Consider the following 18,652-nt stretch of genomic DNA (forward strand, 5'->3'; position numbering starts at 1 on the left):
GTTTCGTGAGCAGAAATGGTCGGGTCCTGTCCGGGGACCCGACCATTTCTGCTCACGATCCGGAGAGCACTGCCCAGGCGGCGGCCTGGAGGCGCAGGGTCCCGTCCCCGACGTCGGCTCCGCCCGCCTCGACGCGCGTCGCACCCGCTGTGGGCAGGTCGACGGGATCGGGCGACAGGTTCAGGGCGGTCACCACCGCCCGCTCCGCGGTCGCGGTCCGCAGCACGATCGCGGTGTTCGTCAGGTGGACGACGTCGGTGTGGGCGCGGTGCAGCCAGGGCTCGCGGCGACGGAGGGCGATGAGCGCCTCGTACGCGTGTGTGAGCGCCACGGACTCGGGCGGAGCGGCCGGGAACTCCGGGCGGACGGCGTCGTCCCCGCCGACGCGCTCCTCCTTCACCCCGGTCCAGCCGTACTCGTCACCGGCCCAGACGCTCGGGGTCCCGGCGACCGTGAAGAGGACGGCGGCGGCGTGCCCGGCGAACCGCTCCCCCACGGCGCTCGCGATGCGCGTCACGTCGTGGTTGCCGACGAACGTGCTCGGCGCCTGTGCGGCCAGCAGTTCGTCGTGGCGTTCGACGGCGTGGGCGAGCTCGAAGCAGTTCCGGTCGGCGATGCCGTGCCATATGCCCTGCCAGAGCTCGTACTGCGTGGTGGAGTCGACCGTCGAGGCGCGGACGAACGCCGCCGTGTCCCCGTGGATGACCTCGCCCGTGAACCAGGCGTCCGGGAAGCGCTCCCGGACGCGCGGCAGCACCCGTGCCCAGAACGCCGTCGGTACCGCGTAGGCCGCGTCGAGTCGCCAGCCGTCGACGCCCCGTGCGAGCCAGTGCGTCATCACCTCGACGACGAGGTCCTCGGTGGCCTGGCTGCCGTGGTCGAGCGCGACGAGGATGTCGTGCCCCTCGAACAGTCCCACCGGCACGTCGTCGCCGGGCGACCAGCCTGCCCAGTCGATCGCGAACAGATCCGCCGTCGGCGCGTCCGGGCCCTGCTCCTCGACGGCGCGGAAGGCCGGGTGCTCCCGTCCGACGTGGTTGAACACCCCGTCGAGCAGGACCCGGATCCCCCGGCCGTGCGCGGCCGTGACGAGCCGGTCGAAGTCGTCGTCGTCACCGAGCCGCGGGTCGATCCGGAAGTGGTCGACCGTGTCGTAGCCGTGCGTCGAGCTCGTGAAGACGGGGCCCAGCAGCAGCCCGTTCAGCCCGAGGTCCACGACGTGGTCGAGCCAGGGCTCGATGCGGCCGAGCCGGTGGTCGACGGGGCGTCCGTCCACGGGGGTGTCCGGCCGGACGTCGGCACCGACGAACCCGAGCGGGTAGACGTGCCACCACATGACGTGCTCGACCCAGGCGGGCTCGGCGGGACGCTCGGGTGCGGTGTCGGTGTTCACCGACCCGATGCTGCCAGCCGTGCCTGGGCTGGGTGCGAGACCGGACAGCGGGGACAGGATGGTCGCATGGGACGAGCGATCAGGACCGAGGCGGACGCCGCCGCGAACGAGGCGGAACACGCCGATCGGACGTGTGCCTCGTGCGGCCGCCGGATGCCCGGTTCCGCCGCCCCGGATGCGAAGTACTGCTCGGCCGCGTGCCGGAAGCACGGCGTGGACGAGACCGACCTCGCGCTCGAACAGCGCATCGACGAACTCCTCGCCGCACGGGCCCGCACGTCCAGCATCTGCCCGTCCGACGCCGCCCGGGCCCTCGACCCCGACGGCTGGCGTGACCTGATGGAACCCGCCCGGCGTGCGGCGCGGCGGATGATGTCCAGAGGCGAGGTCGAGATCACCCAGCACGGCAGCGTCGTCGACCCGTCCACCGCCAAGGGCCCGATCCGTATCCGCCGACCGCGCTGACATGGACGACCGCCTCATCACGGCCACTCGCCGCGCCGATCACCTCGCTGCCGTCGGCGGCACCGTCGTCGGCATCTCGCAACAGGCCGCCCTCGCCGGACTCTCCGTGTTCTGGACCGCACTCGGCGCCGTCGGGATCACCCGGCCCGCGGGACTCGTCTGGACGATCATCGCAGCGATCGGTGCAGTGCTCACCGTCACCGTGTGGATCCGCGCCCGCCGGACCAGGGTCCTGCTGCCGTTCTTCCTCACCGCTCCCGAGCGGCCGCTCGCGGTCCTCACCCCGGCGCAACGTCGCGAACTCCGACGGCAGTTGCGGCGACCGGGCACCGTCACGGAACCGTACGCAGGACTCGTCCGGAGCATGATCGACTGGCAGCGCCGCTCGTCGCGTGCCGCCGTCCCGGTGCTCGTCGGGATGTTCCTCAGTCTGGTCGGGCTCTCCGGTTCGGTCGCGATGACCAACGGGACGGCTGGATGGTCCTTGATGGTCGGCCTCCTCGCCGTCGCCGTGTTCATCACTGTGGTCAGTCGCCTCGAATCGCGGCGTCAACTGCTCGTCCGGGAACAAGCACAGCACGACACGTGTTGAGCACCGGGATGACCCTCGACGACACCGCCGCACAGTCCCCCGACCGTCTCCGAGCCCTCGTGGTGGGTGCCAGCGGCATCACCGGATCGGCACTCGTCTCGCACCTGCTCGACCTCGGGTGGGAGGTCACCGCACTCTCCCGCCGGCCCCTCGCCCGCGACGGTGTCCGCACCGTGGCCGCGGACCTGCGCGACCCGGAGTCGCTGGGCACCGCCCTCGCCGACGAGCGCCCGACCCACGTCTTCTTCACCGCCTGGCAGCGGCAAGACACCGAGGCCGAGAACATCCGCGTGAACGGCGGCATGGTGCGCGACCTCCTCGCCGCCCTCGCCCACGCGCCGCTCGAGCACGTCGCCCTCGTCACCGGGCTGAAGCACTACCTCGGCCCATTCGAGGCGTACGCCGCCGGCGAGATGCCCGACACCCCGTTCCACGAGGAAGAACCGCGCCTCGACACCCCGAACTTCTACTACGCCCAGGAGGACGAGCTCTTCGCCGCCGCCGACCGCCAGGGCTTCACCTGGTCGGTGCACCGCTCGCACACGGTGATCGGCCACGCGGTGGGCAACGCGATGAACATGGGGCTGACGATCGCGGTGCAGGCGACCCTGGCGAATGAGCTCGGTCTGGACTTCGTGTTCCCGGGCAGTGAGGCGCAGTGGAACGGCCTCACCGACATGACCGACGCCGGCATCCTGGCCGAGCACATGGTCTGGGCGTCGACCACGCCCGAGGGTGCCGACGAGGCGTTCAACATCGTGAACGGCGACGTGTTCCGCTGGCGCTGGATGTGGCTCCGGCTCGCGGCCCACCTCGGTGTCGACCCGGCGCGGGTCGTGGGGTACGAGGATGCGCCGCGTCCGCTCGAGGAGCAGATGGCGCCGCACGAGGCTGCGTGGGCCGACATCGCTGAGCGCCACGGCCTCGTCGAACCCGACATCACCCGGCTCGCCTCGTGGTGGCACACCGACGCCGACCTCGGTCGTGCGATGGAGGTCGTCACCGACATGGGCAAGAGCCGCGACGCCGGGTTCACCGCCTTCCGTCGCACCGAACGTGCCTTCGCCGAGCTCTTCGACCGCTACCGCGCTGACCGGCTGATCCCCTGATCCGTACCCCGGTGGAAGCAATCGGGGGACACGAACCTGCGGCCCGGCCGCGAGCCGCGCTGCTGCCCCTGGTTGTCTTCGTGGCACAGGCCCCGAGGACCCTCGGCGGTCCCCGGAGGAAGGAAGACAGCATGTCGCTCGGAGACAAGGCGAAGGACGTCACCCAGAAGGTCGTCGGCAAGGTCGAGGAAGCGGTCGGCAAGCACACCGACGACGACGAGCTCAAGCACCAGGGCCAGAAGGACCAGGTCATGGGCGAGGGCCGTCTCGAGACCGAGAAGGCGAAGGACCACCTCGACGGTCACTGAGCCCGTCGCACCACGCAACGCCCGCGCCCGACGGCGCGGGCGTTCGTCGTCTCAGAAGGCGTAGCGGATGCGGCAGCTCGGCAGGTGCTCCGCGACGAGTTCCCGGAACCGCTCGACCAGCTGCCCCTTCATCCCGGAGCGGTAGCGGACGTTGACCGCGCCGTTCTGCGACACCTTCTGCTCCTGCAGGTCCGGGCGCCACAGCAGGTCCTCGGCCTTCGGGTGCCAGCCGAGGTTGACCTCGTGCAGGGGCTCGTTGTGGGTGAGGAAGATGACCTCGGCCGCGAGCTGCGCCTTCGCCGCCGGGGACAGGACGTCGTCCACCTGACGCAGGAGGTCGGCCCAGTCGGACTCCCACGTCGGGGTCAGGATGACGGGCGAGAAGTTGAGGTGGACCTCGTACCCGGCGTCGACGAAGTCGTTCACTGCGGCGATCCGCTCGGCGATCGGGCTGGTGCGGATGTCGGTGACCTTCGCGGTCTCGTGCGGCATGAGCGAGAACCGGATGCGCGTGCGGCCCATCGGGTCCCAGTCGAGCAGGTCGCGGTTGACGTACTTCGTCGCGAAGGAGGCCTTGGCGGTCGGTGACATCCGGAACAGGTCGCAGAGGTCCCGCACGTTGTCGCTGAGCATCGCGTCCACCGAGCAGTCGCTGTTCTCGCCGATGTCGTAGACCCACGCGTGCGGGTCGCACTGGTTCGGCTCGGTCTTCGGTCCCTGCTTCGCGATGTTGCGGGCGACGTGCTTCGTGATCTGGTCGATGTTCGCGAAGACCGTCACCGGGTTGCTGTAGCCCTTGCGCCGCGGGACGTAGCAGTAGGCGCACGCCATGGCGCAGCCGTTCGCCGTCGACGGGGCGATGAAGTCCGCGGAGCGTCCGTTCGGCCGGGTCACGAGCGACTTCTTCACGCCGAGGACGAGCGCCTCGGTCTTGATGCGCACCCACCGCTGGACGTTCCGTTCGTCGCCGTGCACCTCGGGGATGTTCCAGTGCGACTCGACGGGGACGATCTCGGCGTCCGGCCACTGCCCGACGACCTCCTGCCCGCGCTGGAGCTCGAGGGCTGCCGGCTCGGCGTAGATCCGGCGGACGTCGAGCAGGGCGCGGGTGCGGGGTTCGGGCATCACCGCCGTTCTACCGCCCACCCCTGACACCGTGCACCGGATCCGCGCGGTGACCGTTCTGGTTCGCGATCCCCGGACTCCACGAACCAGAACGGTCATCCCTCCGGACGAACCCGGTGTCCGCTGCAAGACTCGGGTGCATGACCGCGACACCCGACGACCACTTCTTCGTGGTCGAGGGTCGGCGGTGGCGACGGACCGACCCGGCGCTCCCCGAGGACGTCGCCGCAGCGCTCCGGTCGCACCTCGGTCGGGGTCGCAACGCCGTCAAGCAGGCCAAGCGCTCCGGCGACGAGGACGCCCTCGCCGCAGCACGGCACCGCAACGGCCTGGCGAAGCACGGCCTCGGCGAGCGCGGACCCGAGTGGTGGACCCGCCCGGAAGCCGACCGGATCGCCGACGCCCGGCGAGCGCTCCACGACCTCGACGCCCTCGACGAGCACGCCGGATGACCACCATTCGTCCGCCACGGTGGGAAGCCGTCGCGACGACGTGCTCGCTCTGGTTGCTCGCAGCGACCTGCACAGGGATGGCGCTCGCCGGCATCGTCGAGGGCACCGTGCTGATCACCGTCATCGGCTCCATCGGCGCTGTCCCCAGCACCTGGGCTGCTTTCCGAGCACCCCGCGTGGGCGTCCGACTCGACGTGGATCGTCTTCGCTACCGAGGCTGGGTCGTCTGGTGGACCGTGCCCCGTGAGGCGATCACCGCGGTGCTCGACGATGCGTTCGTCGAGTGGCGTGATGACAGCGGCACGGAACACCGGCGGCAGATCTGGATGCTCACGCAGGCGTGGGAGGACGACGGCACCAAGTTCGCCCCACTGTGGCGGTGGCGACGTGCGGCGCTGCTCGAGGTGCGGGAGTGGGCCGGGGCTCGAGCAGTCTGACTCCCGGAACGGTCAGGGGCGGTAGTCGTCGGGCTTGTTCGGGGTCGGGGTCGGCGGCGCTCCCGCACCGACGATCCCGCCGGAACCGAACGAGGTGAGCACCCCCGCCAGGACGTGGATCACGGAGACGACCACGCGCCACACCCACTGCACCACCCGCACCATCGCATCCCCCTCGGCTGCTCGGACTCCAGCGAAGCCTAACCCGGTCAGCCCTCCGTGTGCCCGAGGTCCGGCTCGACCCGCAGGCACACCGACCGGGATGCGGCGGCGTGCAGTTCGAGGACGACGACGTCGTTCCTCCCGGCGCGGAGCACCGGTCCGGGGACGGCCAGGGTGCGCTGCGGTCCGCGGGACCAGTACCGGCCGAGGCAGAACCCGTTCACCCAGGCGACGCCCTTCCGGAACCCGTCGAGGGCGAGGTAGCGGTCCCCCGCCTCGGCGAGGTCGAACGACCCCGTGGCGAACACCGGTCCGGCCAGCACGTCGCCGTCGGTGGGCAGTGCGTCGGCGAGGATCGTCAGCGCGGCCTCGGGCATCGGGTCGAGGGCCAGGGGCGACGCGGTCCAGCGGGCGAGCGGGACCCCGTCGACGGCGATCCCGCCGATCAGGCCCTTCGGCTCGCCGATGCGAGGACCGTAGTCGACGCGGCCCTGGTCCTCGACGAGGAGCTCGAGTGTCCCGGCGACCGGGGGCAGGGCGATGGCGCGGTCGTGGTGCTCCCGTTCGAGCACACCGACGACGATCCCGTCCACGGAGACGACGGCGCGGTCGCGGACCTCCTCGCCGACGGTGAGCACGCCGCCGGACGGCAGGTCCACCTCGGTCCGGTACAGCACGAAGCCGCTCGCAGCGCCGAGGGCGTCGAACGTCGGCGGGGTGTCGTGCGCGGACCACGACGTGAGGGACGGCAGCAAGGCGCGGAGGGGTGTGACGCGGTCGAGACGGACGGCGACGTCCGAGGCGGGGGCGAGCCGCGCCTCCTGGCCCGGAGCCGACCCGACGGGACCGACGGGTCCGACGGGACCGACAGGACCGACGGATGCGAGCCGACCCGACCCACCGGGCTGCATCGCAGCGGGCAGCGGCGGCACGGGCGCGTAGCGCTCGATGACCGAGCGGAACGCGTGGAACTTCTCCGTCGGACGGCCGGCCTCGTCGAGCGGGGCGTCGTAGTCGTACGACGTCGCGATCGGCCGGTACACGCCCTTGTCGTTCGCGCCGTTCGTGAAGCCGAAGTTCGTGCCGCCGTGGAACATGTAGATGTTGACCGAGCCGCCCGCGGCCAGCAGGTCGTCGAGGTCCGATGCCGAAGCAGCGGCCGGCGTGGTGTGGTGGTGCTCGCCCCAGCTGTCGAACCAGCCGTCCCAGAACTCCGAGCACATCAGGGGGCCGGTCGGCTGGGCCTGTCGGAGCCGTGCGAGCCGTTCGACGGAACGCGAGCCGAACGACCCGGTCTTGTGCAGCGAGGGCAGCGAACCGTCCTCGAGCATCGTGCCCATCGGCTGGTCGACGCTCGTGAAGGGGACGGTGAGCCCGATCGCGCGGTGCATCGCCTCGAGCTTCCGCAGGTACACGGGGTCGGAGCCGTACGCGCCGTACTCGTTCTCGACCTGCACGAGCACGATCGGCCCGCCGTGGTCGATCTGCCTCGGGACCAGCACCGGCGCGAGATGCTCCAAGTACCCCTGCACGGCGGCGAGGAACCCCGGCTCGTCGCGGCGGACCCCGACGGTGCCGTCGGCGAAGAGCCAGTACGGCAGGCCGCCGTTCGTCCACTCCGCGCAGATGTAGGGGCCGGGACGGACGATGGCGTGCATGCCCTCGGCGGCGACGAGGTCCAGGAAGCGGCCGAGGTCGAGACCGTCCTCGAAACTGAACGAAGAAGGCGACGGCGCGTGCGCGTTCCAGGCGACGTACGTCTCGATGGTGTTGAGCCCCATCAGCTTCGCCTTGCGGATCCGGTCGGCCCACAGGTCGGGGTGGACACGGAAGTAGTGGATCGCGCCGGACAGGATCCGGTGCGGCTCGCCGTCGAGCAGGAAGTCGGTGTCGCCGATGGCGAAGCGCATGGGGGAACTCTTTCAGGAGACGGGGCCGTGCGGAAGGTTCCGCACGGCCCCGGGTCGAACTGGTGTGGTGACTACTTGGACGAGACCGTGAAGCCCTGGTCCTTGCCGTACTTCGCGAGGGCCTTCTGCCAGGCGGCGAGACCGCTCTCGAGCGAGGTGCCGTTCTCGTACGACTGGCCGACGGTGTCCGCGTACACGCTGTTCGCGTACACCTGGTAGGGCAGGTAGGTGAAGTCGTTGTCGGACGACTTCGACGCGTCGACGAGCACCTTGTTGATCTGCTGGCCGCCGAAGTACTCCGGCTTCTCGTCGAGGAACGCCGAGGACTCGAGGTCGGCGGTGGTCGACGGGAACCCACCGGACTTCATGAAGATCCCGGTCGACTCCTTCGAGGAGTTCAGCCACTTGAGGAAGCCCGCCGCGAGCGCCGGGTTCTTCGACTGCTTCATGACCGCCTCGGCGCTGCCGCCGTTGTTCGCGGTCTGCGCGGTGCCGCCGTCGTAGGTCGGCATCGGCGCGACGCGCCATTCACCGCTGGCGTCGGCGACGCTCGCCTCGAGGTTGCCGGGCATCCAGGCGCCGGTGATGAGCGTGGCGATCTGGCCGTTGCCGAGCTGCTTGTACCAGTCGTCGCTCCAGCCGACGGTCTTCGACAGCAGACCCTGCTCGACGAGCTGGTCCCAGGTCTTGGTCCACTTCTTCGTGCCGGCGTCCTCGAGGTTGATCGTGACCTCGTCGCCCTTCGTGGTGAAGGGCGTGCCGCCGGCCTGGGCGATCATGCTCGTGGTGAAGCCGGCGTCGCCGGAGTCGGCCGCGATGTAGGCGTCCGGGTCGGCCTCGTGCAGCTTCTTGGCCGCTGCGACGTACTCGTCCCACGTCGTCGGCACGGCGATGCCGTACTTGTCGAAGACCTTCTTGTTGTAGAACAGCGCCATGGGGCCGGAGTCCTGGGGCAGACCGTAGATCTTGCCGTCCATGTCGACCGAGTTCCACGTGCTCGTCGCGAACTTGTCCTTGAGGTCGCCGAACCCGTACGAGGACAGGTCGAGCAGCGAGTCGGACAGCGCGAACTGCGGGAGCGCGTAGTACTCGACCTGGGCGACGTCGGGGGCGCCCGAGCCGGCCTTGATCGTGTTCTGGAGCTTCGTGTACTGGTCGGCGCCGGTGCCGGCGTTCACGAGCTTGACCTTCACCTTGGGGTAGGCCTTCTCGAACGCGGCGACCTGGTCCTTCGCGGACGGGGTCCACGACCAGTAGGTCAGCGTGCCGCCGTCCTTGAGGGCCTTCGAGATGTCGTCGGACGAACCGCCGGACGAGGAGCCGCCGGAGGCGCAGGCGGCGAGGGCGACGGCTGCGGTGACGCCGATGGCGACGGCGCTGAGGCCGCGCCGGAGACGCTTGTTCATGGAGGTGCCTTTCACTTCTTCGTGGAGAGGGGGTGGAGCTGCTGTGTGTCGGGCCGGGAGGCGCGTGGCGAGGCCGCTGCGTGCCTCCCGTCCGACGGATCAGGCCTTGACGGACCCGGCCGCGAGGCCGGACTGCCAGAAGCGCTGGAGGAAGAGGAACGCGACCACGATCGGGATGATCGTGAGGAGCGATCCCGTGACGACGAGGTTGTAGATCGGCTCGGCACCGGACCCGGTGGCCTGCGCGTTCCACTGGTTGAGGCCGACCGTCAGCGGGTACCACTTCGGGTCGCTCAGCATGATGAGCGGCAGGAAGTAGTTGTTCCAAGTGGCCACGACCGCGAAGAGCAGGACCGTGACGACACCGGGCGCGAGCAGGCGGAGCGCGATCGTGAAGAAGATCCGGAACTCGCCGGCGCCGTCCATGCGGGCGGCCTCGAGGAGTTCGGCGGGGATCGCGTCCACCGCGTAGGTCCAGATCAGGTACATGCCGAACGGGCTGATGAGCGACGGCAGGATGATCGCCCACGGGGTGTTCGTCAGACCGAACTGCGAGAAGAGCAGGAAGGTCGGGACGGCGAGCGCGGTGCCGGGGACGGCGATCGCTCCGAGGACGACGGCGAAGACCGCGCGACGGCCGGGGAACTGGAACTTCGCCATGCCGTAGCCGGCGATCGTGGCGAGGAGGGTCGCGCCACCGGCGCCGACGACCACGTAGAGCAGCGTGTTGCCGAGCCACTGCACGAAGATGCCGTCGTTGTACGTCAGCGTGTCGACGATGTTCTGCCAGAGGTTGAACTTCCCGCCGAACCACAGGCCGAAGGTCGACAGGAGCGAGGCCTGCGTCTTCGTGCTGTTCACGAGCAGGTAGAAGAGCGGCGCGAACGAGTAGACGACGAAGACGATCATCACGGCCGTGAGGAGGCCGGAACGCTTCGGCTTGCGTCCGTCGACGTGCTGCTCGGCCTTCCGCTCGGCACGCCTGGAGGCGCGGCTCGACCGGGCCTGCGGGTCGCGCAGCGTCGTGGTCGCCTCGGTGACGGTGGCCGGGCCGGACGCGCCGGTCGCCGGGTGCTGCAGGGTGCTCATCGGTTCTCCTCGCGGGTGCCGCGGACCTGGACGACGTAGGCGATCACCGCGGTGATCACGCCCATGACGATCGCGACGGTGGCGGAGTAGTTGAACTGCTGGCCGCTGAAGGACAGCGAGTAGGCGTACATGTTCGGCGTGAAGGCACTGCCGATGACGTTCGGGGCGAGCGTCTTGAGCAGGTTCGGCTCGTTGAAGAGCTGGAAGCTGCCGATGATCGAGAAGATCGTGGCGATGACCATCGGGCCGCGCAGGGCCGGGAGCTTGATCGAGAAGACCGTGCGCATCGGGCCGGCGCCGTCGAGCTCGGCCGCCTCGTACAGCTCGCCGGGCACGGTGCGGAGCGCGGCGTAGAAGATCAGCATGTTGTAGCCGAGGAACTCCCACGTGACCACGTTGCCGATCGACGTGAGCACCCAGTCCGGGCTGAACGGCTGCAGCAGGTCGATGCCGAGCGCGTGGTTCGCGGTACCGGTGAGGCCGAACTGGTTGCCGTAGATGAAGCCCCAGATCAGCGCGGCGACGACACCGGGGACCGCGTAGGGCAGGAACACCGCGATGCGGAAGAAGCTCGTTCCCCAGAGCCGGGCGCTGTCGAGCGCGAGGGCGGCGACCAGCGCGAGGCCGAGCATGATCGGGACCTGCACGACGAGGAACACCGCGACCCGGCCGAGGCCCGACCAGAACTTCGCGTCCTGGAAGAGCTGCACGTAGTTGGCGAACCAGACGAACTGGTTGCCGCCGATGAGCTGGTCGCGGAACAGGCTGAGCCAGAGCGCGTAGCCGATCGGGACGATGAGCATCGCGACGAGGACGACGACGAACGGGCCGACGAAGAGCCATCCCGTGTACCGGCCGCGCGGTCTGGCGCGGCGCCGCGGTGGCACGGCCGGGGCGGTGGCTCCGGCTGCGCGCGCTTCCAGCGTGCTCATGTGACTCCCTTGTCGTGCTGTGTTCGGGTCCGTCGATGTTGACGTCAACATCGAACGGCGCGACGATAGCATGGCAACGTCAACATGCGCTAGCGTCCGGTGCAGGCCGTCGCGCTCGACGTCCACTCGCACCGATGGGAGACCCCGTGACGACCGACATGTCCGCCACGCGCCGGTCCCCCTCGATGGCCGCCGTGGCCGAGGCCGCCGGGGTCTCGATGCAGACCGTGTCCCGCGTCGCCCGCGGCTTCGACAACGTCTCGCCGGACACCCGTGACCGGGTCCAGCGTGTGATGGACGACCTCGGCTACCGGCCGAACCGCGCTGCCCGGGCCCTCCGCTCCGGGCGCTTCCGGACGATCGGCGTGATCATGTTCACCCTCGCGTCGTACGGCAACATGCGGACGCTCGAGGCGATCGCCGACGCGGCCGGTGTCGCCGACTTCACGATCACGCTGCTGCCGATGGCCTCCCGCACCGAGGAAGGCGTCCGCTCGGCCTTCTCCCGCCTGCACGAACAGGCCGTCGACGGCGTCGTCATCATCATCGAGTCGCACATCATCGACACGGCCGAGGTCGTCCTGCCCGACGGCGTCCCGATGGTCGTCGTCGACTCGACCGGCACCACGCAGCACCCGGCGATCGACACCGACCAGGCCGACGGCGCCCGCCGGGCCACGCAGCACCTCCTCGACCTCGGGCACGAGACCGTCTGGCACGTCGCCGGCCCCGAGTCGTCGTACTCGGCCGCCCGACGTCTCGCCGCCTGGCAGGCCACGCTCGAGGCCGCCGGGCGCACCGTCCCGCCGGTGTTCCGCGGCGGCTGGGGCGCCGAGTCCGGGTACCGCGCCGGGCAGGAGATCGCCCGCCGCCCCGAGATCACGGCCGTGTTCGCCGCGAACGACCAGACGGCCCTCGGGGTGCTCCGCGCCGCCCACGAACTCGGGCGGCGCGTGCCGGAGACCCTCAGCGTGGTGGGCTTCGACGACTCCCCCGAGTCCGACTCCTTCTGGCCGCCGCTGACCACCGTGCACCAGTCCTTCGACGAGGTCGGGCGCCGGGCGGTCCGGAACCTCCTCGCCCAGATCGACGGGCAGCCGGTGCGCGCCGAGGCCGACCTCGTGCCGGTCCGCCTGGTGGTCCGGGCGAGCACGGCGCCGCCGCCGGCCTGACCGACCCCGCGGCCACGGCGTCCGTCACACGGTCAGCGCGCGGGGCGTACCGTGCACACGGAGCCGGTCTGCTGTCCCGGCCCCGGGTGTGCGCCACTTCCGTGTGTCCGGAGGACGAGCCACCGCTGCGGTCCTCATCTCCCCACCTCGGCGCGTTCGGATCATGAAGAACATCGTGTACGGCCTGACCGCCGTCCTGACCTCCGACGAGGCCGCGGACGCCGTGCTGGACTACGCCGCAGCACTCGCGCACGCCGGACTGGCGGACACCGTCGCCGTCCCCACCGTCGACGCGTTCGGGAGCACCACGACGACGTCGTTCCTGCTCGCCCCGGCGCTCGGGCTCCTCATCGAGGACGCCGCCGACGATCCGCTCGGCCCCGACACGGCCGCCTTCGTCGAGGAGATCTCGTGGCGGGCGCGCGCCGTGCGCTGCACGCCGCCGCCGCACGCCTGACGAGCCCGACGGACGGGAGGCGCGGCGCCAGTCCGCACCGTGCCTCCCGTCCGCCGTCGCGAAAGCGACACGTCACAGCGAACCTCCGGCGCACATCTGTCGCCCTGGCGACACGGACGCGCGCCGCGCGCGGCACGCTGTCGCTTCCGCAGCACGGACCGCGCAGCGATCGCCCGACGGACGGGAGGCGCGGCGCCAGTCCGCACCGTGCCTCCCGTCCGCCGTCGCGAAAGCGACAGGTCACAGCGAACCTCCGGCGCACATCTGTCGCCATGGCGACACGGACGCGCGCCGCACGCGGCAGGCTGTCGCTTCCGCAGCACGGACTGCGCTGCGACTGACCGACGGACGGGAGGCGCGGCGCCAGGCCGCACCGCGCCTCCCGTCCGCCGTCGCGCACCGCACGCGCCCAGCGACACCTCACGCGCCAGCAGCCCCGTGAACTGTCGCCCACCCCGTGAAGTCGCGACCGCCCCGCCCCGCCCCGCGGCCGCGCCGCACGGCAGAAGGCGCCGGCACCGCGAAGCGGTCCGACGCCCTCTGTGCTCACTCGACGCCCGCCGCAGCGTGCGCCGAGGCGTCTCAGCCGATCGACACGGCGGTCCAGGAGACCGGCGGGAGCTCGATCGTGATGGTGTCACCCTCGCGGCGGACGGACTCGTTGGTGCGGAGCCCGACGCGCTCGGTGTTCGCCAGGTCGTTCACGGCGTGCAGGTCGTCGTCCCAGACGCCCTCGGCACGGACGTCACCGTCGACGGACAGGCCGGCGAGGTCGATCGTGACCGTGGTCGACTCCGACGGGTGCCGGTTCACGAGGAACACCGCGGCACCGTCGTCCGAGACCGTGGCGGCCGAGTCGACGACCGGGACCTCGCCGTACTTGCCGCCGTCGACCGTGTCACCCGAGGCCTTGACCTGCAGCGACGTGCCGTTGGCGAGCTTCGACGTCAGCGAGAACGGGAAGAACGTCGTCTGGCGCCAGGCCGGGCCGCCGGGCTCGGTCATGATCGGGCCGATGACGTTGACGAGCTGCGCGAGCGAGGCCGAGGCGACGCGGTCGGCGTGCCGCAGCAGCGAGATGAGCAGGCCACCGACGACGACGGCGTCGGCGACCGTGTAGACGTCCTCGAGCAGGCGCGGGGCGACCGGCCAGTCCTGCAGCTCGAAGGTCTTCTGCTGCTCGTTCCACTTCGAGATGGACCAGACGTTCCACTCGTCGAAGGAGATGTCGATCCGCTTGTCGGACTTCTTCCGCGCCTGCACGTGGTCGGCGGCGGTCGTGACCGTCTTGATGAAGTGGTCCATGTTCACGCCGGAGGCGAGGAAGGAGGCGAGGTCGTCGCCCTCCTCGTAGTAGGCGTGGGCGGAGATGTAGTCGACGTCGTCGTAGGTGTGCTCGAGGACGGTGCGCTCCCACTCACCGAACGTCGGCATCGACGCCCCGGAGGAACCGCAGGCCACGAGCTCGAGGTCGGGCTGGATCTGCCGCATTGCCTTGGCGGTCATGGCGGCGAGCTTGCCGTAGTCCTCGGCGTTCTTGTGACCGAGCTGCCACGGGCCGTCCATCTCGTTGCCGAGGCACCACATCTTGATGGCGAAGGGCTCCTGGCGACCGTTCGACTTGCGGTACTCGCTGAGGGCGGTGCCGGCGTCGATGTTCGCGTACTCGAGGAGCTCGATGGCCTCCTGCGTGCCGCGCGTGCCGAGGTTGACGGCGAGCATGAGCTCCGAGCCGACCTGGTCGAGCCAGTGCTGGAACTCGTGCAGGCCGACCTCGTTCGTCTCGCTCGAGTGCCAGGCGAGGTCGAGTCGGCGGGGGCGCTGCTCGACCGGGCCGACGCCGTCCTCCCACTTGTAGCCGGAGACGAAGTTGCCGCCGGGGTAGCGGATCGCGGACACGTTGAGTTCCTTGACGAGCTCGACGACGTCCTTGCGGAAGCCGTGCTCGTCGGCGGTCTCGTGCGACGGCTCGTGGATGCCGTCGTAGACGTGGCGTCCGAGGTGTTCGACGAACCCGCCGAACAGGCGACGTCGCACCGGCCCCACGGTGAACGCGGCGTCGAGGACGAGGTGTGTGCGGGGCATGGATCTCCTTCGATCGTGGGGCTGCCTGCGCTCGGCGAAAGTGAGCGCTCACGTTCCCGAAACGCTAGCGGCTTTCCGCGCGACACGAAAGGGGGCGGCCACGAACATCACGGATCGGTCGTCACCCGCGCCGAAAGGGTGGCGGCACGCCGGGACGCGCGCTAATGTGAGCGCTCACGGAGCACCGACCCTGCTCCGACTCGGCCCGTCCCGATGGAGTGATGCCATGCCGAACCGAATCCCCGTACCCACCCCGCACCCACGAGGCGGCGCCTTCACACGGCGGAGCCTCCTCGCCGCGGGCGCAGCCGCCGCGACGGTCCTGCCGCTCGCCGCCTGCTCCAGCCCCCTCGCCGCCGGCATCGCCGGTGCACCGCTCAACCCGGAGACGCTCGTCTTCTGGAACCTGTTCGGTGGCGGTGACGGTCTGCGCATGCAGGAGATGGAGGCCGGCTACGCCAAGCAGCACGGCGGCTCGTCCTCGCTGCAGGCGACCACGTTCGCGTGGGGCAACCCGTACTACTCCAAGGTCACACTGGCCACCGTCGGGAACAAGCCGCCGGACGTCGCGATCGCCCACCTGACCCGTGCGAAGCCGCTCTGGGACGGCGACCTGCTCGACCCGATCACGAACGACGACCTGGCGAGCGTCGGCCTGAGTGCCAGCGACTTCAACCAGAAGGCGTGGACGGCGCAGAAGACCGACGGCAAGAACATCTGCATCCCGCTCGACACCCACCCGTTCGTGCTCTTCTACAACGTTGATGTCTGCCAGAAGGCCGGCCTCATCGACAGCGACGGCAACCTCAAGGACCTGACCGGGATCGACGCCTTCGAGAGCGCCCTCGCCGCGGTCGCGAAGGTCACCGGCGGCACGGCCCTCAACGTCGCGAACGTCAGCGAGATCGCGACCCCGTGGCGGTTCTTCTGGACGATGTACAACCAGATCGACGGTGCGACGCCGTTCATCAGCGACGGTGGCGCGAAGCTCACCGTCAACGAGGACGCGTACACGAAGGTCACCGACATGACCCAGAAGTGGGTGAAGAACGGCTGGCTCAACAAGGGCCTCGACTACGCCACCGCGCAGACGCTGATGTTCACCGGCAAGGCGGGCTTCTTCATGCAGGGCGAGTGGGAGATCAGCACGGCGCAGTCCATCAAGGGCCTGAAGTTCGGCATGGCGCCGATCCCGCAGCTCTTCGACAAGCCGGCGACGCAGGCCGACTCGCACACGTTCATCCTCCCGAGGAAGGACCGCACGCCCGAGCAGCGCAAGGCGCACATGCTCTTCATCAAGCAGATGCTCGAGCAGAGCCTCACGTGGGCGCAGGGCGGTCACGTCCCGGCCTACATGCCGACCTACGACAGCACCGCGTACAAGAAGCTCACGCCGCAGTCGAACTACGCCTCGGCCGCCGAGAGCGCCGTGTTCGACGACCCGGCCTGGTACGGCGGATCGGGGTCGACCTTCGAGAACACGGTCGGTGCCCAGCTCGCCCTCGTCCAGCAGGGCAGCAGCTCCCCCGCGCAGGCCATGTCCGCGATCAAGTCCCAGCTGTCCACCTACCTCAACACCCCGAGCCCGCTGTAAGCCCGCGCGAAAGGCACGATGACGTGACCACAGCACCTGTCCTCGACCGGCCCACCGACGCCACCACGGCGCCGCGTGCTCGCCGGGCCGGCTCCTTCCGAACCAGCCTCACGCGCGGCCAGGGCCGCACGGGGTGGCTCTTCCTCGCCCCCTTCGGCCTGTTCTACCTGGCCTTCCTGCTCGGCCCCACGGTGTGGATGATCGTGTCGAGCTTCTTCAACACCTCGACGGTCCGCACCGGCCTCGGCAGCTTCGCCGGGTTCGCGAACTACGCCGAGATGCTCGGCCGTGACGACTTCTGGTCGTCGCTCTGGCACACCCTGCAGTTCACGCTCTACACGACACCGCCGCTCGTCATCCTGGCGTTCCTCTTCGCCGTGCTGACGAACCGGATGAACCGCGGCCAGTGGTTCTTCCGACTGGCGTTCTTCCTGCCGTTCATCCTGCCGTCGGCGACGATCTCGCTGATCTGGGTGTTCATCTTCACCCCCGCGACCGGTCTGTTCGCGTCGATCCAGTCGGCGCTCGGGCTGACCCCTGGCGCCGGTGTCCTGGCGAGCCCGAACACCGCGATGATCGGTGTCGCGATCGCCACGGTCTGGTGGACCCTCGGCTTCAACTTCGTGCTCTACCTGGCCGGCCTGCAGGAGATCCCGCGCGAACTGTACGAGGCGGCGGCCGTCGACGGCGCGTCGAACTGGCAGCAGATCAAGTCGATCACGCTCCCGCTGCTCGGCCGCACCACGACGCTGGTCATCCTGCTGCAGATCATCGCCAGCCTGAAGATCTTCGACCAGGTGTACCTGATGACGAACGGCGGACCGGGCATCTCGACCCAGGTCTCGCTGCAGCTCATCACCGGCGTCGGCTTCACCGACAACCGACTCGGCGCAGCATCGGCCGCATCGGTGCTCCTGTTCATCGTGATCGTCGCGATCGCGATCATCCGGCAGATCGTCGAGCGCGCTGCCGCCAAGCGAGAGATGGGTGCCTGACGTGACCACCACCGAGAGCATCACGACCGACCGCCCGAAGCTCCGCACCGGGGTCTCCGCCGCGGCACCGGCGAACGCCGCGAAGATCGGTGTCTCCGGCAAGGGCTTCAACCTCGTCGCCGGCATCGTCCTCGGCGTCTTCGCGGTGATCTGGCTCATCCCGAGCCTGTTCGCCCTGAAGACGTCCCTGTCCGACAACGGCGTCGCGGCCCTCGGCGCCAACTCGATCCTGTCGAACTGGAACCCGACGCTGCACTCCTACGCGGCACTGTTCCAGGCCGGCGACATCTGGAACTGGTACCTGGCGAGCGGCATCACGAGCCTCGTGACGACCGCCCTGACGGTGCTGTTCGCGTCGATGGCGGCGTTCGCGCTGTCCCGGCTCGCGTTCCGCGGGCGGAACGTCGCGTTCCTGCTCATCATCCTGGGCATCATGATCCCGACGCAGGTCCTGATCATCCCGATCTTCCAGGAGCTCAACTCGGTCGGCCTGCTGAACACCTACTGGTCGGTCATCTTCCCGCAGGTGCCCGCCGTGATCGCGGTGTTCATCTTCAAGCAGTTCTTCGACGGCATCCCCCGGGAGCTCGAGGAGGCGGCGCGCATCGACGGCGCCGGCATGTGGAAGATCTACTGGTCGGTGATCCTGCCGCTCTCCCGTCCGGTCATCGCCGCGGTGGCGATCCTGACGTTCGTCGGGGTCTGGAACAACCTGCTGCTGCCGTTGTTCGTGCTGTCGAACCCGGACCTCATGACGATCCCGGTCGGGCTCGCCACGGTCCAGGGCAGCTTCGGTCAGCGCTACGCGGACATCCAGGCCGGGGCGATCCTGGCGGCGCTGCCGCTGATCATCCTGTACCTGATCTTCCAGCGGCAGATCGTCGAGGGCGTGACGGGTTCCGGCCTCAAGGGCTGACGCGACCACAGGACGGACGGGAGGGACGGTGCCAGCTGGCACCGTTCCTCCCG

Annotated in this window: 19 protein-coding genes; 11 read left to right on the top strand and 8 right to left on the bottom strand. The window is 69.8% G+C overall.

Annotated elements, in window-relative coordinates:
- Positions 1-52 precede the first annotated feature (52 nt).
- Positions 53-1,393: an alpha-amylase family glycosyl hydrolase gene (locus tag WFH25_RS10425; protein ID WP_336697604.1), complete on the bottom strand. Its 1,341-nt coding sequence runs from the start codon at positions 1,391-1,393 to the stop codon at positions 53-55.
- Between the two features lie 66 nt (positions 1,394-1,459).
- Here WFH25_RS10425 and WFH25_RS10430 point away from each other — a divergent pair, with 66 nt between their 5' ends.
- The 4 genes from WFH25_RS10430 (at position 1,460) to WFH25_RS10445 (ending at position 3,867) form a co-directional block, all read left to right on the top strand.
- On the top strand, positions 1,460-1,858 hold the full coding sequence (locus tag WFH25_RS10430; RefSeq protein WP_070418193.1) for a DUF3253 domain-containing protein: 399 nt from the start codon (positions 1,460-1,462) through the stop codon (positions 1,856-1,858).
- A 1-nt stretch (position 1,859) separates the two neighbouring features.
- Positions 1,860-2,450, top strand: coding sequence for a hypothetical protein (locus WFH25_RS10435; protein ID WP_336697605.1), 591 nt, complete (start codon positions 1,860-1,862; stop codon positions 2,448-2,450).
- Positions 2,451-2,458: 8 nt separating this feature from the next.
- Positions 2,459-3,559, top strand: a complete 1,101-nt coding sequence (locus WFH25_RS10440; RefSeq protein ID WP_336697606.1) for an SDR family oxidoreductase — start codon at positions 2,459-2,461, stop codon at positions 3,557-3,559.
- Positions 3,560-3,690: 131 nt separating this feature from the next.
- Positions 3,691-3,867, top strand: a complete 177-nt coding sequence (locus tag WFH25_RS10445) for a CsbD family protein (protein ID WP_139199296.1) — start codon at positions 3,691-3,693, stop codon at positions 3,865-3,867.
- Between the two features lie 51 nt (positions 3,868-3,918).
- On the opposite strand, the gene WFH25_RS10450 is transcribed toward WFH25_RS10445, so the two are convergent.
- Positions 3,919-4,992 (bottom strand): spore photoproduct lyase family protein, encoded by a 1,074-nt coding sequence (locus WFH25_RS10450; protein WP_336697607.1) that lies wholly within the window; start codon positions 4,990-4,992, stop codon positions 3,919-3,921.
- Between the two features lie 140 nt (positions 4,993-5,132).
- Here WFH25_RS10450 and WFH25_RS10455 point away from each other — a divergent pair, with 140 nt between their 5' ends.
- Positions 5,133-5,444 carry a biopolymer transporter Tol gene (locus WFH25_RS10455; protein ID WP_336697608.1) on the top strand — a complete coding sequence of 104 codons (312 nt, stop codon included), beginning with the start codon at positions 5,133-5,135 and terminating at the stop codon, positions 5,442-5,444.
- On the top strand, positions 5,441-5,881 hold the full coding sequence (locus WFH25_RS10460; protein WP_336697609.1) for a hypothetical protein: 441 nt from the start codon (positions 5,441-5,443) through the stop codon (positions 5,879-5,881). The genes WFH25_RS10455 and WFH25_RS10460 overlap by 4 nt, the downstream gene beginning before the upstream one ends.
- A 12-nt stretch (positions 5,882-5,893) precedes the next feature.
- Here WFH25_RS10460 and WFH25_RS10465 read toward each other — a convergent pair whose 3' ends face one another.
- The 5 genes from WFH25_RS10465 to WFH25_RS10485 all read right to left on the bottom strand — a co-directional run bounded on the left by WFH25_RS10465 (position 5,894) and on the right by WFH25_RS10485 (position 11,380).
- Positions 5,894-6,046, bottom strand: a complete 153-nt coding sequence (locus WFH25_RS10465; protein WP_336697610.1) for a hypothetical protein — start codon at positions 6,044-6,046, stop codon at positions 5,894-5,896.
- Positions 6,047-6,090: 44 nt separating this feature from the next.
- Complete coding sequence (locus WFH25_RS10470) at positions 6,091-7,953, bottom strand: glycoside hydrolase family 35 protein (RefSeq protein WP_336697611.1); 1,863 nt, start codon at positions 7,951-7,953, stop codon at positions 6,091-6,093.
- 71 nt (positions 7,954-8,024) lie between these two features.
- Positions 8,025-9,359 carry an ABC transporter substrate-binding protein gene (locus WFH25_RS10475; protein WP_336697612.1) on the bottom strand — a complete coding sequence of 445 codons (1,335 nt, stop codon included), beginning with the start codon at positions 9,357-9,359 and terminating at the stop codon, positions 8,025-8,027.
- 99 nt (positions 9,360-9,458) lie between these two features.
- Complete coding sequence (locus WFH25_RS10480) at positions 9,459-10,448, bottom strand: carbohydrate ABC transporter permease (RefSeq protein WP_175473685.1); 990 nt, start codon at positions 10,446-10,448, stop codon at positions 9,459-9,461.
- Positions 10,445-11,380: a carbohydrate ABC transporter permease gene (locus WFH25_RS10485; RefSeq protein ID WP_070418185.1), complete on the bottom strand. Its 936-nt coding sequence runs from the start codon at positions 11,378-11,380 to the stop codon at positions 10,445-10,447. Before WFH25_RS10485 ends, WFH25_RS10480 begins: the two co-directional genes overlap by 4 nt.
- 185 nt (positions 11,381-11,565) lie before the next feature.
- On the opposite strand from WFH25_RS10485, the gene WFH25_RS10490 reads away from it, so the two are divergent.
- Both WFH25_RS10490 and WFH25_RS10495 read left to right on the top strand, forming a co-directional pair.
- Positions 11,566-12,552 (top strand): LacI family DNA-binding transcriptional regulator, encoded by a 987-nt coding sequence (locus WFH25_RS10490; protein ID WP_442892408.1) that lies wholly within the window; start codon positions 11,566-11,568, stop codon positions 12,550-12,552.
- A gap of 163 nt (positions 12,553-12,715) precedes the next feature.
- The gene (locus WFH25_RS10495) at positions 12,716-13,009 is read left to right on the top strand and encodes a hypothetical protein (RefSeq protein ID WP_071295568.1); all 294 of its coding nucleotides are present in this window, start codon (positions 12,716-12,718) and stop codon (positions 13,007-13,009) included.
- Between the two features lie 582 nt (positions 13,010-13,591).
- Here WFH25_RS10495 and arfA read toward each other — a convergent pair.
- Complete coding sequence (gene arfA / locus WFH25_RS10500) at positions 13,592-15,094, bottom strand: arabinosylfuranosidase ArfA (protein ID WP_336697614.1); 1,503 nt, start codon at positions 15,092-15,094, stop codon at positions 13,592-13,594.
- Positions 15,095-15,320: 226 nt separating this feature from the next.
- Here arfA and WFH25_RS10505 point away from each other — a divergent pair, with 226 nt between their 5' ends.
- The 3 genes from WFH25_RS10505 to WFH25_RS10515 are packed head-to-tail and all read left to right on the top strand — an operon-like array spanning position 15,321 to position 18,599.
- A complete protein-coding gene (locus WFH25_RS10505; protein ID WP_070418181.1) occupies positions 15,321-16,688 on the top strand; it encodes an extracellular solute-binding protein in 1,368 nt (455 codons plus the stop codon).
- 23 nt (positions 16,689-16,711) lie between these two features.
- Positions 16,712-17,683 (top strand): carbohydrate ABC transporter permease, encoded by a 972-nt coding sequence (locus WFH25_RS10510; protein ID WP_070418180.1) that lies wholly within the window; start codon positions 16,712-16,714, stop codon positions 17,681-17,683.
- Position 17,684: 1 nt separating this feature from the next.
- Positions 17,685-18,599 (top strand): carbohydrate ABC transporter permease, encoded by a 915-nt coding sequence (locus WFH25_RS10515; protein ID WP_083295235.1) that lies wholly within the window; start codon positions 17,685-17,687, stop codon positions 18,597-18,599.
- The last annotated feature ends 53 nt before the right edge of the window (positions 18,600-18,652 follow it).

Origin of the sequence: Curtobacterium sp. USHLN213, from assembly GCF_037144815.1 — a bacterium.
GTDB lineage: Bacteria > Actinomycetota > Actinomycetes > Actinomycetales > Microbacteriaceae > Curtobacterium.

Excerpts from the sequence above, each read along its gene's own strand:
- WFH25_RS10430 (WP_070418193.1), top strand. The coding sequence starts at position 1,460 with ATGGGACGAGCGATCAGGACCGAGGCGGACGCCGCCGCGAACGAGGCG.
- WFH25_RS10435 (WP_336697605.1), top strand. The coding sequence starts at position 1,860 with ATGGACGACCGCCTCATCACGGCCACTCGCCGCGCCGATCACCTCGCT.
- WFH25_RS10440 (WP_336697606.1), top strand. The coding sequence starts at position 2,459 with ATGACCCTCGACGACACCGCCGCACAGTCCCCCGACCGTCTCCGAGCC.
- WFH25_RS10445 (WP_139199296.1), top strand. The coding sequence starts at position 3,691 with ATGTCGCTCGGAGACAAGGCGAAGGACGTCACCCAGAAGGTCGTCGGC.
- WFH25_RS10450 (WP_336697607.1), bottom strand. The coding sequence starts at position 4,992 with ATGCCCGAACCCCGCACCCGCGCCCTGCTCGACGTCCGCCGGATCTAC.
- WFH25_RS10455 (WP_336697608.1), top strand. The coding sequence starts at position 5,133 with ATGACCGCGACACCCGACGACCACTTCTTCGTGGTCGAGGGTCGGCGG.
- WFH25_RS10460 (WP_336697609.1), top strand. The coding sequence starts at position 5,441 with ATGACCACCATTCGTCCGCCACGGTGGGAAGCCGTCGCGACGACGTGC.
- WFH25_RS10465 (WP_336697610.1), bottom strand. The coding sequence starts at position 6,046 with ATGGTGCGGGTGGTGCAGTGGGTGTGGCGCGTGGTCGTCTCCGTGATC.
- WFH25_RS10470 (WP_336697611.1), bottom strand. The coding sequence starts at position 7,953 with ATGCGCTTCGCCATCGGCGACACCGACTTCCTGCTCGACGGCGAGCCG.
- WFH25_RS10475 (WP_336697612.1), bottom strand. The coding sequence starts at position 9,359 with ATGAACAAGCGTCTCCGGCGCGGCCTCAGCGCCGTCGCCATCGGCGTC.
- WFH25_RS10480 (WP_175473685.1), bottom strand. The coding sequence starts at position 10,448 with ATGAGCACCCTGCAGCACCCGGCGACCGGCGCGTCCGGCCCGGCCACC.
- WFH25_RS10485 (WP_070418185.1), bottom strand. The coding sequence starts at position 11,380 with ATGAGCACGCTGGAAGCGCGCGCAGCCGGAGCCACCGCCCCGGCCGTG.
- WFH25_RS10490 (WP_442892408.1), top strand. The coding sequence starts at position 11,566 with ATGGCCGCCGTGGCCGAGGCCGCCGGGGTCTCGATGCAGACCGTGTCC.
- WFH25_RS10495 (WP_071295568.1), top strand. The coding sequence starts at position 12,716 with ATGAAGAACATCGTGTACGGCCTGACCGCCGTCCTGACCTCCGACGAG.
- arfA (WP_336697614.1), bottom strand. The coding sequence starts at position 15,094 with ATGCCCCGCACACACCTCGTCCTCGACGCCGCGTTCACCGTGGGGCCG.
- WFH25_RS10505 (WP_070418181.1), top strand. The coding sequence starts at position 15,321 with ATGCCGAACCGAATCCCCGTACCCACCCCGCACCCACGAGGCGGCGCC.